This window comes from Hyphobacterium indicum (assembly GCF_003129605.1).
Lineage (GTDB): Bacteria > Pseudomonadota > Alphaproteobacteria > Caulobacterales > Maricaulaceae > Hyphobacterium > Hyphobacterium indicum.
This window is the reverse complement of the sequence record NZ_QBDX01000001.1, coordinates 755,665-770,650: the sequence shown is the minus strand read 5'-3', so window position 1 is coordinate 770,650 and position 14,986 is coordinate 755,665. Positions and strand designations below refer to the sequence as shown.

At 62.0% G+C, this 14,986-nt stretch carries 17 protein-coding genes; 9 read left to right on the top strand and 8 right to left on the bottom strand.

Features of this window, described 5'->3' with window-relative positions:
* Positions 1-27: 27 nt before the first annotated feature.
* The 5 genes from DBR16_RS03785 to DBR16_RS03765 all read left to right on the top strand — a co-directional run bounded on the left by DBR16_RS03785 (position 28) and on the right by DBR16_RS03765 (position 3,468).
* A complete protein-coding gene (locus DBR16_RS03785; protein ID WP_233347561.1) occupies positions 28-1,155 on the top strand; it encodes a serine hydrolase domain-containing protein in 1,128 nt (375 codons plus the stop codon).
* Positions 1,156-1,157: 2 nt separating this feature from the next.
* The gene (locus DBR16_RS03780; protein ID WP_109259874.1) at positions 1,158-1,436 is read left to right on the top strand and encodes a hypothetical protein; all 279 of its coding nucleotides are present in this window, start codon (positions 1,158-1,160) and stop codon (positions 1,434-1,436) included.
* A 51-nt stretch (positions 1,437-1,487) separates the two neighbouring features.
* The gene (gene ppa, locus DBR16_RS03775) at positions 1,488-2,015 is read left to right on the top strand and encodes an inorganic diphosphatase (protein ID WP_109259873.1); all 528 of its coding nucleotides are present in this window, start codon (positions 1,488-1,490) and stop codon (positions 2,013-2,015) included.
* Positions 2,016-2,094: 79 nt separating this feature from the next.
* Positions 2,095-3,012: a branched-chain amino acid transaminase gene (locus tag DBR16_RS03770; RefSeq protein ID WP_109259872.1), complete on the top strand. Its 918-nt coding sequence runs from the start codon at positions 2,095-2,097 to the stop codon at positions 3,010-3,012.
* A gap of 3 nt (positions 3,013-3,015) precedes the next feature.
* Positions 3,016-3,468 (top strand): MaoC family dehydratase, encoded by a 453-nt coding sequence (locus DBR16_RS03765; RefSeq protein ID WP_109259871.1) that lies wholly within the window; start codon positions 3,016-3,018, stop codon positions 3,466-3,468.
* Between the two features lie 164 nt (positions 3,469-3,632).
* On the opposite strand, the gene DBR16_RS03760 is transcribed toward DBR16_RS03765, so the two are convergent.
* Positions 3,633-4,088 carry a MarR family winged helix-turn-helix transcriptional regulator gene (locus tag DBR16_RS03760; RefSeq protein ID WP_109259870.1) on the bottom strand — a complete coding sequence of 152 codons (456 nt, stop codon included), beginning with the start codon at positions 4,086-4,088 and terminating at the stop codon, positions 3,633-3,635.
* Positions 4,089-4,094: 6 nt separating this feature from the next.
* Entirely contained in the window at positions 4,095-5,147 is a 1,053-nt protein-coding gene (hppD, locus tag DBR16_RS03755; protein ID WP_109260045.1) for a 4-hydroxyphenylpyruvate dioxygenase, read from the bottom strand.
* A gap of 133 nt (positions 5,148-5,280) precedes the next feature.
* Here hppD and DBR16_RS03750 point away from each other — a divergent pair, with 133 nt between their 5' ends.
* Together DBR16_RS03750 and maiA are read left to right on the top strand one after the other, a co-directional pair.
* On the top strand, positions 5,281-5,943 hold the full coding sequence (locus DBR16_RS03750; RefSeq protein WP_233347560.1) for a fumarylacetoacetate hydrolase family protein: 663 nt from the start codon (positions 5,281-5,283) through the stop codon (positions 5,941-5,943).
* Positions 5,944-5,947: 4 nt separating this feature from the next.
* Entirely contained in the window at positions 5,948-6,601 is a 654-nt protein-coding gene (gene maiA / locus DBR16_RS03745) for a maleylacetoacetate isomerase (protein ID WP_109259868.1), read from the top strand.
* Here the strand turns inward: maiA and DBR16_RS03740 are convergent.
* Complete coding sequence (locus tag DBR16_RS03740) at positions 6,598-7,833, bottom strand: DUF418 domain-containing protein (protein WP_161539399.1); 1,236 nt, start codon at positions 7,831-7,833, stop codon at positions 6,598-6,600. The genes maiA and DBR16_RS03740 overlap by 4 nt on opposite strands.
* A 144-nt stretch (positions 7,834-7,977) precedes the next feature.
* On the opposite strand from DBR16_RS03740, the gene DBR16_RS13965 reads away from it, so the two are divergent.
* Positions 7,978-8,193: a hypothetical protein gene (locus tag DBR16_RS13965; RefSeq protein ID WP_161539398.1), complete on the top strand. Its 216-nt coding sequence runs from the start codon at positions 7,978-7,980 to the stop codon at positions 8,191-8,193.
* A 109-nt stretch (positions 8,194-8,302) separates the two neighbouring features.
* On the top strand, positions 8,303-10,213 hold the full coding sequence (locus tag DBR16_RS03735; RefSeq protein ID WP_109259866.1) for a coiled-coil domain-containing protein: 1,911 nt from the start codon (positions 8,303-8,305) through the stop codon (positions 10,211-10,213).
* A 12-nt stretch (positions 10,214-10,225) separates the two neighbouring features.
* Here the strand turns inward: DBR16_RS03735 and DBR16_RS03730 are convergent, their stop codons facing one another.
* Genes DBR16_RS03730 through DBR16_RS03710 form a run of 5 tightly spaced genes read right to left on the bottom strand, consistent with a single transcriptional unit; the run spans position 10,226 to position 14,932 of the window.
* Positions 10,226-10,864 (bottom strand): ABC-type transport auxiliary lipoprotein family protein, encoded by a 639-nt coding sequence (locus DBR16_RS03730; RefSeq protein WP_109259865.1) that lies wholly within the window; start codon positions 10,862-10,864, stop codon positions 10,226-10,228.
* Positions 10,861-11,817 (bottom strand): MlaD family protein, encoded by a 957-nt coding sequence (locus DBR16_RS03725; protein ID WP_109259864.1) that lies wholly within the window; start codon positions 11,815-11,817, stop codon positions 10,861-10,863. The genes DBR16_RS03730 and DBR16_RS03725 overlap by 4 nt, the downstream gene beginning before the upstream one ends.
* A 3-nt stretch (positions 11,818-11,820) precedes the next feature.
* Positions 11,821-12,594, bottom strand: a complete 774-nt coding sequence (locus DBR16_RS03720; protein ID WP_109259863.1) for an ABC transporter ATP-binding protein — start codon at positions 12,592-12,594, stop codon at positions 11,821-11,823.
* Positions 12,591-13,733, bottom strand: coding sequence for an ABC transporter permease (locus tag DBR16_RS03715; RefSeq protein WP_109259862.1), 1,143 nt, complete (start codon positions 13,731-13,733; stop codon positions 12,591-12,593). The genes DBR16_RS03720 and DBR16_RS03715 overlap by 4 nt, the downstream gene beginning before the upstream one ends.
* Positions 13,734-13,777: 44 nt before the next feature.
* Positions 13,778-14,932, bottom strand: a complete 1,155-nt coding sequence (locus DBR16_RS03710) for an MFS transporter (RefSeq protein WP_109259861.1) — start codon at positions 14,930-14,932, stop codon at positions 13,778-13,780.
* Between the last annotated feature and the right edge of the window lie 54 nt (positions 14,933-14,986).

The following is a 14,986-nucleotide window of genomic DNA, read 5'->3' as shown; positions in this document are numbered from 1 at the left end:
GCCTTGATCGCAGCAGGTCTTCTAGCGTTGGCAATTACGACCACGCCCCTGATGGCGCAGGAGCGCGTGGATATCACAGCGCGACTGGAGGCGTTGCTAGAGGACTTCCAAGTCCGCTACGCCTTTCCGGGTGCAACCGCTGCAATTGCACTGCCTGATGGAACGGTGGTGTCAGTAGCGGTCGGCCTTGCCGATGTTGAGAATGTGAGGGCTATGACGCCCGAAACACCAATGCTCGCGGCAAGCATCGGCAAGAGCTTCGTCGCGGCGACGATTCTGGCGCTGGAAAGCGAGGGTTTGCTCTCACGGGCCGATCTGTTGTCAGCGCATCTAGGAGACCGGCCATGGTTTGACGCGCTGCCCAACGCGGATGCCATCACCATTGACCATCTCCTGCACCACACGTCTGGTCTGCCAGACCATGTGCACCTGCCCGCGTTCCAGCAGGACTGGACACAGCTCACGACGGACGAAGGCGAATTCGATCCCGACCATCTCGTGGCCTTCGTGACGGGAGAGGAACCGCTGTTCGAACCCGGTACTGCATGGGCCTACAGCGACACGGGCTATGTCCTGCTCGGGCTGGTGATCGAGGAAGCGACCAGGCGGCCCTGGCAGGACGCCGTGGTCACGCGCTTTCTGGGCCCGCTCGGCCTTACGGGAACAATGCCCTCGAGCCTTCGCGACTTGCCCGGGCTCGCCGTGGGCTATGTCGCGTCCGAAAACCCCTTCGGCATGCCCGAATGCACCGCCGACGCGGCGGGGCGGCTGCTGTGGAATCCGGTCGTAGAATCGGCAGGGGGCGGTTTTGCCTCGACATCAGCCGATCTGGCGCGCTGGGGACATCTGCTGTTCGCAGGCGCGGCCATGACACAACCTTATCTCGACCGGTTGCTGGATAGCGTACCAGTCGATCCTGATGCGCCCAGCATTCTATATGGCGCTGGTGTCGCAATTCATGAGAGCACATCGCACGGTTCGGTCTGGGGCCATGGCGGCTGGATCCCCGGCTATGTCTCAAGCCTGCGCCATTATCCCGATCACGGCGTGACAGTGGTGTTCCAGATCAACAGTGATGCCGGGATTGTTGATAACAGTACCGACCTCGTGCCCGAGCTTGAGGCCGCGCTGGCCGATCTTGCAATCGGGTCTTAACAATGACCGCGTGTGCTCTTTGGCAGCATAACGGGGCCGCTGATACGAATGGCTTTCAGCTGGTCGCCAGCGCCGGCCGGTTCGAGGCCATAACCGCCACAACCCAGGCCAATGGCGCGTCGATCCGCTCGGTGCAGTCCGCCGGCGTCTGGCCCGTGGTCTGGATTGCCGGTGACACCGGGGAGCCGGTGCGTTTCTGGCTGGCGGTGAATGATGCCAATGGCGATGCGTCCGAGTTCGGCGACCGCATTCTTCTGCGTGAGTTTGAAAGCTTGCCCTGATGCGGCTCCGGCGCTATGCCGCGCCTCCTCCCACATGCAGGACTGACTCCCATGAATATCGACGCCATCTCCATCGGTGAGAATCCGCCCGAAGATTTCAACATGATCGTGGAAGTGCCGATTGGCGGCGACCCGATCAAGTACGAGATGGACAAGGCGTCCGGCGCGGTCTTCGTCGATCGCTTCCTGCACACGCCGATGCGTTATCCGTGCAATTATGGCTTCATCCCGCACACCCTGTCGGATGATGGCGATCCGATCGACGTGCTGCTGCTCGGCTCGACCACGCTGATCCCGGGATGTGTGGTTCGCGCGCGGCCGATTGGCGTTTTGCTGATGGAAGATGAAAGCGGGCTGGACGAGAAAATCCTCGCCGCGCCGCATCACAAGCTGACGCCCTATTATGACGATGTGAAGGACTATTCCGACATCCTGCCGGCGCAGCTGGCCCGCATCACCCATTTCTTCCAGCACTACAAGGATCTCGAACCCAATAAATGGGTGAAGGTGCAGGGCTGGAAAGGTGCGGATGTCGCGCGCGAGCTGATCGTCAAGGCCATCGCGGCCGGGAAAGCCTAGGACCGGTCCTGCCCCCTCCCCCTTTCCGGCGTTTTGTCGTATCTCTTCGGGCACAAGCCATTCATCAGGAGGAAACGCGTTGAAAAAAGCCGATTATATCTGGATGGATGGCGAGATGCGCCGCTGGGAGGACTGCACGGTTCATGTGATGAGCCATGCCCTGCATTATGGCTCGTCCGTGTTTGAAGGCATCCGCGCCTATGACACGCCGGACGGGCCGGCGATCTTCCGGCTGGAGGATCATATCAAGCGCCTCTACCGCTCGGCGCGGATGTACCGGATCGAGATCCCCTATGACTTTGACACGGTATGCGAAGCCTGCTGTGCAGCGGTTCGCGACAACCAGCTGACCTCGGGCTATATCCGCCCGCTGGCCTTCCGCGGCGCCGGCTCTGTCGGGGTGACGGCGCGCGATACGCCGATCCATCTGATGATCGCGGCCTTCCCCTGGGGGGCCTATCTGGGAGAGGAGGCGCTGAAAAACGGCGTCGATGTGGCGGTGTCGAGCTGGAACCGGCTGGCGCCCAACACGATCCCGCCGGGCATGAAGGCAGGCGGCAATTATCTCTCTTCCATGCTGATCGGTTATGAGGCCAAGGATCGCGGTGTGGCCGAAGGCATCGGTCTTGGCACAGACGGCCTCCTGTCCGAAGGCTCGGGCGAGAATCTTTTCCTGATCGAGGATGGCGTGATCCGCACGCCGCCGGGGGCAGCCTCCATTCTGAAAGGCATCACCCGCGATACGGTCATCAAACTGCTGGCGGATATGGGACATGGCGTGCAGGAACAGGCCCTGCCCCGCGAAGCGCTCTATACCGCGGATGAAATCTTCTTTACCGGCACCGCCGTGGAGGTCACGCCGGTCAAGAAAGTCGATGGACTTGATGTCGGCACGGGCGATTATCCGGTCACGCGTTCTGTTCAGGAGGCGTTTTTCGGGCTTTTCTCCGGAAAGACAGAAGACAGGCGCGGCTGGCTGCGCCACGTAAAGGAGTGATCGATGAAGGTTCAGGATTATATCGCGCTGAAAGGCGAGACCTTTACATCCGACTGGTTTGACATGAGCCAGGATCGGGTGAACCGGTTCGCCGACCTGACCGTCGACCACAATTTCATCCATGTCGATGTCGAACGCTCGAAGGCGGAAACGCCATTCGGTGGCACGATCGCGCACGGTTATTTCACGCTCTCCATGCTCTCGCATCTAGGTGAGACCTGCCTGCCCGCCATTCCGCCGAAGGCGATTCCGATGAATTACGGCTTCGACAAGGTGCGGTTTTCAGCTCCCGTGCCGGTGGGCAAGCGCATCCGCGCGCATTTCAAGCTGTCGAAGGTGGAAGAACGCAAGCCGGGTCAATGGCTCAGCCACTGGGATGTGACGGTCGAGGTGGAGGGGCAGGACCAGCCCGCCATCCGTGCGCACTGGCTGACCCTGTTCATTCTGCCGGGTTGATTACCGGGTTCCAAACTCAAAAGCCGAACGAATTCCCCTCCCCCTTGATGGGGAGGGTGGACGGATCATCAGATCCGGCCGGGTGGGGTGATTGATCATCTCCACCCCCACCCGCCCTTCGGGCGACCTCCCCCATCAAGGGGGAGGGAAAAGACACTGCCGGCCTAATCTTCCGCCAGCTCCTCGGCGCGTTTTTCCAGCCGCAACAGCAAATCCGTCAGCTGCCGGATCTCTTCCGGGCTGAACCCGTCCAGCAAGGCGGCCTCATGGCGCAAGGCGACAGGCGCGACTTCGTCATAGACGCTGCGGCCGGCCGGCGTCAGCGCCAGCAGGGCAGATCGTCCATCGCTCTGATGTTTCTTGCGTTCGACCAGGCCGCGTTCAATCAGGGCGCGGACGGCGCGCGAGACCGTGACCTTGTCCATGGCTGTGGAGGCAGTGAGCGCTTGGGCGGTCAGCCGGTCGGCCCCGCCCAGCACGGCGATCACCCGCCATTGCCAGATGGAGAGGCCGAACCGGGCCTCATAGGAGCGGGCGACCCAGCGGCTGGTGCGGTTGGACGCCACAGACAGGCGGTAAGGCAGATAGGCCTCGAGCCGGAGCGTGACGTCCGCGGGCATAAACGCCTAGGCCAGAACGCCGCGGCGTTGCTGGTCAAGCTCGATGGATTCGAACAGGGCCTTGAAATTGCCCTCGCCGAAGCCCTCATTGCCCTTGCGCTGGATGATCTCGAAAAAGACCGGACCGATCACGGTCTGGGTGAAGATCTGCAGAAGCAGGCCTTCCTTGTTCTCGATATCACCGTCCAGCAGGATGCGCCGCTTTGCCAGCTCGTCCACCGGCTCACCATGGCCCGGTACGCGGGTGTCGATCAGCTCGTAATAGGTGTCCGGCGTGTCCTGGAAGATAACACCGGCCTCGCGCAGCGCATCCACCGTCTTGTAGATATTCTGCGTGGTCAGGGCGATGTGCTGAATGCCTTCACCATTGTAGTCACGCAGAAATTCGGCGATCTGGGACTTGTCGTCCTGGCTTTCATTGAGCGGGATGCGAAGCTTGCCGCAAGGGCCGGTCATGGCCTTGGAGAACAGGCCCGTCTTCTTGCCCTTGATGTCGAAATAGCGGATTTCGCGGAAGTTGAAGACGCGCTCGTAGAAGTCGGCCCAGACGGCCATCTGGCCCTGGTCGACATTGTGGGTCAGGTGGTCAAGAACTTCGAGGCCAACGCCGCCCGTATCGGTTTCGCCGGTCGGTTCGAAATCACCATAGATGTCACCCTTGGCACCGTATTTGTCGACGAGATAGAGCACTGAACCGCCAATGCCCTTGAGGGCCGGAACTTCGTCCGTATCGGTCCAGACGCCATCGCCATAGGCTTCGGCCCCGCGCTTCAGGGCTTCTTCAAAGGCGAATTTCGCGTCCTTCACCCGGAAAGCCATGGCGTTGGCGGACTGGCCGTGGAGCTTTGCGAAATCGGCAGCCTGCCCGGTCTTTTCACGATTGAGGAGGAAGGTGATATCGCCCTGCTTGAAGCGGGTGATGTCCCTGGACTTGTGCCGGGACACCGCCGCAAAGCCCATCGCGCGGAAGAGTTTTTCCAGCGCATCCGGATCCGGGCCGGTATATTCCACGAATTCGAACCCGTCGGTTCCCAGCGGATTTTCAAAAAGATCGGCCATGGTCATGCTCCTTTGATGTCGGCATACAGCGAGGGGGCGTTGCGCCCGCGCCTCGAAATCCTGCCCCCTAATGACGGAATTTAGTTACATTTGCAACTAAATTGTCGCCTCGACGCCGGGTTCGAGGGGCGGTATGCGGAAGTTTATGAACTATCTGTTTGATCCTGCGCCAGTCATTGCCATTCCTGTTGAAGGTGGTGCCGGTTTCCCGGTGAACCGCATCTTCTGCGTCGGCCAGAATTATGCCGATCATATCCGCGAGATGGGCGGTACGGACACCAGCGTCGAGCCGGTCCTGTTCATGAAACCGGCCAGCGCGCTGACATCCGGTCCGGATGTGCCTTTCCCGCCGGTGACCACCGATCTGCACCATGAGGTGGAGATGGTGGCCGCTCTCGGCCCGGACGGCGTGATCGCGGCGGGCGTCGGGATTGATCTCACGCGGCGCGATCTGCAGGCGATGGCCAAGAAGCGCGGTGGTCCCTGGGAAATCGGCAAGGCGTTCGACAATGGTGCGGTGATCGGGCCGCTGCGCCCGGGGCCGCCGCCCGAAAGCGGAGCCATACGGCTCAGCGTCAACGGGACCGTCAGACAGAATGGCGACCTTAATCAGATGAACCGGTCCCTGCCCGAGCTCCTGGCCCTTATCGGCAAGTATTTCACGCTGCAGCCCGGCGATCTGGTGTTCACCGGCACGCCCTCGGGCGTCGGTCCCCTGCTGCCCGGCGATACCGTCGAGGCCACGATTGAGGGGCTGCCGCCCCTGACCTTCCGCATGACTGACCGAAAGGCCTGATCAAATGACCCTGCTGCATGGATACTGGCGCTCGGGCACGAGTTACCGCTTGCGCATCGCGATGAATTTCAAAGGCCTCGATTATGACCAGGTACCGGTCAATCTGAAGGCGGGTGATCAACGCGGGGACGCCTACAGGGCGCTCAATCCGCAAGGGCTTGTCCCGCTGCTGGAGATTGACGGCGCGCGGCTGATCCAGTCACCGGCGATTCTGGAATATCTGGAAGAGACCCATCCGGAACCGCCGCTTCTGCCCGGCACACCGGCCGAGCGGGCCCGGATCCGGGCCTATGCCGCCGTCATCGGCTGCGACATTCATCCGATTCAGAATTTGCGCATCCTGCAATATCTGCGCACCGGATTCGGACAGGATGGTGATGGCGTGACGGCCTGGTGCCAGCGCTGGATCGGGGATGGATTTGCGGCTCTGGAAAAGATGACCGAGGCCGACAATCGCGCAGGGCCCTATCTTTGGGGTCCCCAGCCAACGATGGCGGACGTCTATCTGGTGCCGCAAATGTATAATGCGCGGCGCTTCGGCCTGGCGCTGGACGCTTTCCCCCGTCTTGTGGCGGCTGATGAAGCCGCGCGTGCCCATCCGGCTTTCGAGGCGGCCCGGCCGGAGAACCAGCCGGACGCACCCGAAGACGAACGCTAGCCGCCCGGCGGCCCCGCGGCCGGCACCGCATCCCGGGATTTCAGGATCGGCTGCAGGCGTCCATAGGTCAGCGAGCGCCACAGCCATTCAAACGGGCCGAAGCGGAAAAGGCTGAGCCAGAGCACCGAGAAGATGAGCTGGCCGACCCAGACCGTCACCACCAGCTGGGCCTGCTCCACGCGTTCCAGTGTGCCGAACCAGCCCAGCCCCGGCGGGCCGACAAACAGATAGGTCATGATCAGGGTCTGGCTCAGATAGTTGGTGAAGGCCATGCGTCCGGCAGCGGTAAACGGATAAAGGATCAGTTTGAACGCGCTGATCTTGCTGAGCAGCATCACCACCGAGGCATAGCCGAAAGAGACAAAGAGGCTGGCGACATAGTTTGCCCCCTGATGCTTCCACATATGCGCGAGGTCGAAATTGTCCGCAATCGCGGCATTTCCGGCCCAGCCGGCAATCGGCAATCCAACACCCAGACCGATGGCCGCACACAACAGATATATGGGCATTGACCAGCGGGCGGTGAGAAATCCCGACTTGAACAGGGCCATACCGATCAGCATCAGGCCGAAAGTACGGGCACCGAAAAAGATCAGCCCCATGACCTGACCCAGGGCGGCAAAGCCGGCATTGTAAGGCAACCGGTCGATGAAGCCCGCCTGATAAAGCGCTACCGTGTCCTGCAAATCTTCCGCGGATGGCGCCATTCCCATGGCGACAGGGTCGATCTCGCCGGGAATGAGATTGAAGGTGGAGAATATCCCGATGAAAATCAGCCCGTTGATCGCGATTGCGAACAGGCCCCAGAATAAGAGTTTTGCAACCGGCAGTCCCCGAAGCAGCACCGCCACCATGCCGACCAGCGCGTAGGCCACGAGGATATCACCGAACCAGAAGATGTAGGCGTGGACGAGGCCAAACGCCAAAAGCCACAGCATGCGCGGGTAGTGCTGGCGTGTTCCCTGACTGCGGTCGTCGCCGAGCATCAGGGCGATACCGGCGCCGAACAGGGTCGAGAATATGGTGATGAATTTCACCTCGAAAAATGTGAATGCGATCCACCAGACTGTCTGGTTGGCTCCGGTGAAATCCATGTGTGCGAGCGGATACTGATAGGCGTTGGCGTGCATGGCGAACGCCTGGATATTCATCATCAGAATTCCGAGCACAGCAACGCCGCGCAGCGTGTCGATAGACGAAAAGCGTTCCAGCTTCGGTGCCGCAGCTGTCATGTTGGTTCCCCTGTCCTGTCTTATGGGCATTCTTACCAATATTTCACGTCCCGAAACGGGATTGTGAATTGAATTGTCCCCCTGTTTCAAGCCATAGAGCATGTTTATAGAGGCGATAGATGATTTTTTCGGTGCGAGGGACCGATGTTGCAATTCCTGATGATGCTGATCGAATGGGTGGCGGGCGGTGCCATGATGTTGCTGGGGCTGAGCTATACCGCTCCGGAAGCCTGTGACATGTCCATCGACCTGATCGCGGTCCACTATGTCGAGGACGTCGAGGCAGCGGCTCCGGCCGAGGCCGGTTGTGCCTCCTTCGAGGCCGGCGAAGAGACCGACACGCGGGTTTTCCGCATCTGATTCCGGCAGAACCGACTCGCGCCCTTCGAATAATGAAAAAGCTGCGCTAAGAAGGCAGACCCCGTCGTGATTGCGGGATTTTTTGCATGCAAGGATGATGGCGCACACCATGGCCGATACCGAAACCCGCGAGCGGACCCCTTCCAGCGAAGCGCTGATGGCATCTTTCTCGGAGCCGCACAGCCAGGGCGATGTGGATCATGACCGGCGCTTGCGGGCTCCGGCGGGGCTGCCGCCGGCACGCCGCCATGGCTGGTATATTTTCTTCGGGTTTACCGCCGCACTGATCTGGGCGGCCGGGACCGTGGCCTATCTGACCGCCTATGCCGGCGTCGATCTGACCAATCCGCTGGCGGCCCACACGCCGGCGCAGCTGGCGGGACTGGCGATATTTGCGCTCGGGCCGGCCCTGCTCTTCATCATGGCGGCCCTGATCATCCGTGAATTGCGCCAGACGGTTGACCGGACCCGCGGTGTCGAATCCGCCCTGGCGCGGCTGGCAGCACCGGCGGAAGCCGCCGAAGCGGAAGTGCGCAGCCTGTCCGGCGCGATTACCGGTGAAATCGACCGCATCAATTCCTCGCTGGAAAGCGCCCTCGCCCGTCTTGCCGCGATGGAAGAGGTCATCCGCCATCATGCCGACACGCTGGAACAATCGGCCGGAGATGCCCGCGACCGGGCCGAATATCTTCTGCAATCCCTGCGCAGTGAGCGCGAACGCCTGCAGGAGGTGTCGGATTCCATGGACGACAAGGCGGCACTGATCGCGGCGGCGATTACCGACCAGTCCCGCATGGTGGCGGCGGCCGCAGAGCTGGCCGGTGAAACGGCGAGTGATGCCGAGAAGAAATTGCGTGACAGCGTGGAGGCGCTTTCGGGTGCCGGCAATCTGATTTCCGACAGCGCGCAATCGGCCGCGGGCAAAATGGATGCGCGCGTTGCTGAATTGCGTGAAATATCCTCCCTGCTGGATGAGCGCACAAGCGAACTGGAATCCGCCTATCAACGCCACAAGGAGCGCCTCGGTGAAGCCGGTGAAGGCCTGCGCAAGGAGCAGGAGAAAATCGCCGCCGCGCTGGATTTCCATCGCGCCGAGCTGGACGTGATGGCGAAGACGGCGCGCGAGGGCGCCGACGCCCTCAATGACGCAGCGAAGCTGGGGGCCGGCACGTTCAGCGACACCGTCGATGCCGCTCTGGAGCGTGCCCGGAAAATGGCCGACCAGGTGCGGCAGGAATCCGAGAAGGCAGGCGATGCCCATCGCGAGGCGCTGGAAGCCCTGCAGGCTGCCGCAGAGAATGCCGGAGCTGCATCGGAGGCTGCGACAGCCGCGCTCGACCAGCAAACGCGGATGGTGTCGTCCCGTATCGAGGAGATCAACGAGAAGGCCTTCGACGCCGCCCGCAAGGCCGATGAAAGTTTCGAGGCGCGCCTCAAGGAAGCTGAAAAACTGACCTCACGGGCCGCGCTGGCCGCTGATGAAGCGTCGGAGTCGGTCAAGCGGCGTCTCGCCTCCGTGCTGGAGTCCGCGCGCGAAGAATCCCGGACCATTGAGCGCGAGATCGAAAAACTGACCGACAAGCTGGCAGAATTGCCCGCCGCCGCCCAGTTGCGGGCGCAAGAAGCCTCCGATGCGCTGCGCCGCGGTCTGGAGGGTCTCAATGCGGCGGCGATGGCGGCGGCCGAGGAAGCCCAGGAATTTGATTCCGCCTTCCAGTCCCGCATTCGTCAGAATTACGAATTGCTCAGTGACTTCATGCTGAAAATGGGATCGGTCGCGGGTGGCCGCCGGGCGCTTGATCTGCCGGGCAATGAAGTGCCCAATCCGCTGTCTGGCCGAAAGGCGAAGGCAGATCCGGAGGCTGACGAAACCCCTGCGAAACAACCGGACACGCCCAAGCGCGATACGATTTCCTTCCCGGAAAAGGGCCGCGCCGGGGAACCCGGCTGGCGCTGGAAGGATCTTCTGTCCAATATGCCGGGTAGTGAAGACGACTCCCGCCGCAATGAAGACGACTAGAGTCCGGACCTTCTAGTGTTCGTGGTCCGCGTCGTGATGTTGCGCGACCTGCTCGGCTGTCCATTGCGCGACATCCGCCGCGGCTTCCTGTGACGCCGCATCAAACGCCGCAACAATATCGCCAATGCGGGGAGAGCGGGCCACAGCCTGGGCCCCGATCGCCTCGACAGCGATCAGCCGGCGGTCGCTCATCCGGATAAGGCGGGACCGTATGCGGACCACGGCCGTCGGAGCTGCGTCCGGGCCGTTCAGGTAATTGGCCTCGAAGGACCGCAATTCCGTGGCCAGCTCGAATTCGGCACGCACACCATCTTCGGGCCGCGACGCAATGAGGGAAGGTTCGAATGCGTCCATGGACTCCACGATCAGATCCTGGACCAGCCGGGGAACCGGCGTGATCCACTCCGCCCCTTCGGCAAACACGAGTTCACCACGCTGTTGCGACAGGGCGATCTGGGCTCCGGACAGGGCGCGCGGCGTCAACGGCCGCTGGACTCCGACAATCACAGCTTCATTTCTCAATTCACCGGACGGCTCCGGTGTGGAGAGCCGGTAGACGGTGGCCGGTGTGTTTTCCGGCAGAAGGCTGACACAGCCCGCCAGCAGGACTGACGTGCCCATGAGAGCCACGGTTATGGATTTGCGGATCATTGCGGCACCTCTACTGTCCGGCGTTGTTCTCCGGAGATGAATCCGGTCGGATTATCCTCGATGTCCAGGGCGATGCGGTCGAGCGTACCGATCAGGCGGCGCAGGTCCTCCATGGTGCGGGTCAGTTCGTCGGTTCCCTCACCGGCCAGACGCTCGATGGCGGGCTGCAGTGTGGTCATCAATTCCTGAGCCTGCCGGCCCGCGAGATCGATTTCGAGAGCGGCCCGCGACACGTCCACAGACGCTTGTGTGAGTTCATTATTTGCCAGCCGGCTGGCATCCTGGCCAAATGTCTCCAGCGACCGCGCTGCGGCGCCGACATCGACAGCCGTAGCCTCCAGGGTCCGGATGGTGGACCGCAAATCATCCACAAGGGCATCCTCGCCCGCGAGCCGTTCCGTGATCTCTTCAAGATTCTGGATCGTCGCCGCGACCCGTTCTAGATTGGCCTCGCTGAGCAGCTGGGTCATCTGAACCAGCGCCTGACGGGCCGCCTCAAGCGCATCCTCGCCGCCCGCCACCAGGGATTCAATCTGTGCCTGTTCAGCATAGATGCGCGGCGGGTCCCCCCGGGTTGTGCCTTGCAGGCGCTGGGCCTCTGCCGTGCCGCCCGATATCTGGACATAGGACAGGCCGGTCAGCCCCTGTGGTTCGAGCTGGGCACTGGAATCCACGCGCACGGGTGTTTCTGCCAGGAGGCGGATACGCGCGATCACCCGGTTGGGGTTCTGCGGATCCAGACCGATGTCCGTCACCTCGCCGACCTGGATCCCGTTGAACCGGACCTCGCTCGCCTGACGTAGCCCGCGGACCGGCCCGTCAAAAACAACGTCATAATAGGCATAGTCGCGGTCGAATGTGGTCTGCCCCAGCCAGAGCGCGAAAAACCCGCCGGCGAGGATCAGAAAGACAGCGAAAAAGCCGACGAGGGCGTGATGGGCTTTGGTCTCCATGGCCTAGCCTCCTTGTGCGGCGGCGGCCATGCGCCCCCGCGGTCCGTGAAAGTATTCCTGAATCCAGGGATGCGGATTCTGTTCCAGCTCGCTGATCGGCGCAACCGCCGCCACACGTTTGTCTGCCAGCACCGCCACGCGGTCACAAATCGTATACAGGCTGTCGAGGTCGTGCGTGACCATAAACACAGTCAGGCCCAGCGTTGCACTCAGATCCTTGATCAGCATGTCGAACGCCGCGGCGCCGATCGGGTCGAGGCCGGCCGTGGGCTCGTCGAGGAAAAGTATGTCGGGATCCAGGGCCAGCGCGCGCGCCAGGCCGGCGCGCTTTTTCATACCGCCGGAGAGCTCGGCCGGAAATTTCGGTCCTGCCTCCGGGCCGAGGCCGGACAGCGCGATCTTCATATCGGCGATTTCCGACATCAGCCGTTTGGGCATGCTGACATGTTCGCGCAGCGGCGCCATGACATTTTCCCGGACAGTCAGCGATGAGAACAGCGCGCCATGTTGAAACAGCACACCCCAGCTGGATTCAAGTTCGCGGCGGTCGCTCTCCGACATGGATCCCAGCCGCTGGCCGTTGAAGAATATCTCGCCGGCATCCGGCCGCTTCAGTCCGATAATCGTATTCATCAGCACCGACTTGCCGGACCCCGAACCGCCGACCAGGCCCAGCACCTCGCCGCGCCTTACAGACAGGTCCAGGCCATCGTGAACAACGTGCCGTCCGAAGGCCGTCCTGAGACCCCGGACCTCGATGATGATGTCCTCGCTCATATATCGAGCTCCAGATACATCATGGCGAACAGGGCATCGACGACGATGACCATGAAGATGGACTGCACCACCGAAGCGGTGACGCGGCGGCCCAGCGATTCCACATCACCGCCAACCTGCATGCCCTGCTTGCAGCCGATAATGGCAATGATCAGGCCGAAGACCGGGGCTTTCGACATGCCGACCCAGAAATGGCTCCAGTCGATGGTTTCATGCATGCGGGCGATGAAAAATCCCGGCGAAATGTCCAGCGTCGCCCAGCTGACCATCATGCCCCCGAACAGGCCGGCCATCATGGCGCCGAAGGTCAGCAAGGGGGCCATGAGGACGCAGGCGACGACGCGCGGCACGACCAGGGCTTCATAGGGATCGAGGCCCAGCACTTTCATGGCATCGATTTCCTGTTGCATTTTCATCGAGCCGATCGCTGCCGTGAACGCCGAATCCGAGCGCCCCGCCAGCATGATGGCCGTGATCAGCACGCCGAATTCGCGCAGCACCGCAATACCCACCAGTTCGACCGTGAATACCGATGCGCCGAATGTTTCCAGCAGGTTGGCTCCCATGAAGGCCACCACCGCACCGATGAAGAAGGTCAGGACGGCAACGATAGGCAGCGCATTCACACCCGCTTCTTCCATCACATAGACGGTCGGCGTTACCCGGAAGCGGTGCGGGCGTAACATCAGCGAGAAAAACGTCGTCAGCGTGCGGCCAAAAAATGCGAATGTCTCAAGGGTTTCATTACCAAAGGCTTCCAGCCCCTTGCCGATGCGTTCGAAGGCCCGGACGAAACCATAGCGCTCCTCCGGAAGATCGGGATCGCAGTCGATGACGCGCTCCAGAATTTCACCGATCAGCCGCCGTGCTGTCGGATGATCGCCGCGATAGTGCCAGTCTGCATTCGGTGTGCTGCATTGATGCACAATCCGTCCCAGCAGAAAGGCGCCGGACGTATCAATCCTGCCGAGGCGGCCAAGGTCGATGACAATCAGGCCGGCATCATATCCGGACTCGAGACGCTCGACCTCGGAATAGATGGCCGCGATGGAATGAACGACCCAGTCGCCGATGGGTTCGACGACAATCTTCTGTCCTTCCTCCCGGACATTGATGTCTGCGGCACTTCCCGATGGCATGGATTCGACCCCTTCGGCACCAGTCTTAGGTGATTCAGTCCGGCTTAGGGAGTGCGGACGCGCAACAGTTGCCAGGCGCAGATTCCGCCCAGAGCCGCCGGGATCGCCATGAAGGCAAATCCTGCCCCTGCGAAATGGTCGTAGATGAGCCCGGAAACAGCACTCATCACCGCAAGCGCGATGCCGCCCGACAAGGCCGAATTGGCCGCCTGTGTACTGGCCTGAAGCCCGTCAGGGGCGTGGTCGGCCGCAAACCTGAGAAACCCCAGATAGGCCGCGGCAAAGGTCAGGGCATGCGTGATTTGCAGAATGAATAGCAATGCCAGAGGCGGCGAAAAAGCCGTCAGCGTCCACCGCAGCATGGCTGCGCCTGCCGCGATCATCATCAAATGGGCGGGCTGAAAGCGGGACAGATGCCGCGCCGACAGGGTCAGAAAGACAATCTCCGCCAGAACGCCGGTCGACCAGAGAGCACCGACGGTCTGCGGGGGGATGCCGTCTGCCTGCCAGCTGATGGCGGAAAACGCGTAATAGAATGCATGGCTGCTCTGGATCAGCGCCGAAGCGGCCAGGGCGAGGATGAAAGGCCGGGACAGGAGCAGGCGCAGAGGCGCGCGCTCCGTTCCGGCGGCCGGTTTGACGCGCTCGCCGACGGGCAGGAAATGCGCGGTGGCCACGGTCAGCGCCGCGCCTGCGGTCATCCAGACCAGTGCGGCCTCGCCGCCGAATTGCCCGATCAGCGCGCCGGCCGCCAGATTGGCCAGGATGAAAGTGGCCGAGCCGACAGCCCGGGCCGGGCCGAATGCAAACCCTTCCTTGCGTGACGACCATGAGGCAAAGGCGTCTACCAGGGGGATCTGGCCGCTGAAAATCGCCCCGGCCAAAGCCGAAACGATTGTCAGAAGCACAACATCGCGGAAGGGAGCCATCAGGAGGAAGCCTGCCAGCCCCGCCCAGGCAAAGCCGACCACGGCATCGCGGCGGCGGCTGGATCCGTCCATCCAGCTGGCCCCTAGGGGTGCCAGTACCGTGCGGCCGATCATGCTGCCGGCAAGAGCAATCCCGATCAGTTCGGGCGAGAGTCCGCGGGATTCCAGCCAGACCGGCAGATAGGGCAGAAAGGCACCGAATGCGAAGTAGAATGCGCCATAATGCGCCGCAAAGCGGACCCCCGCCGGATGAATGATCCGCCCGTTCATGGGCGCGGCGATACCCTGTCTGCATTCAAATGGAAAGTCTGTTGCAATCGCGGC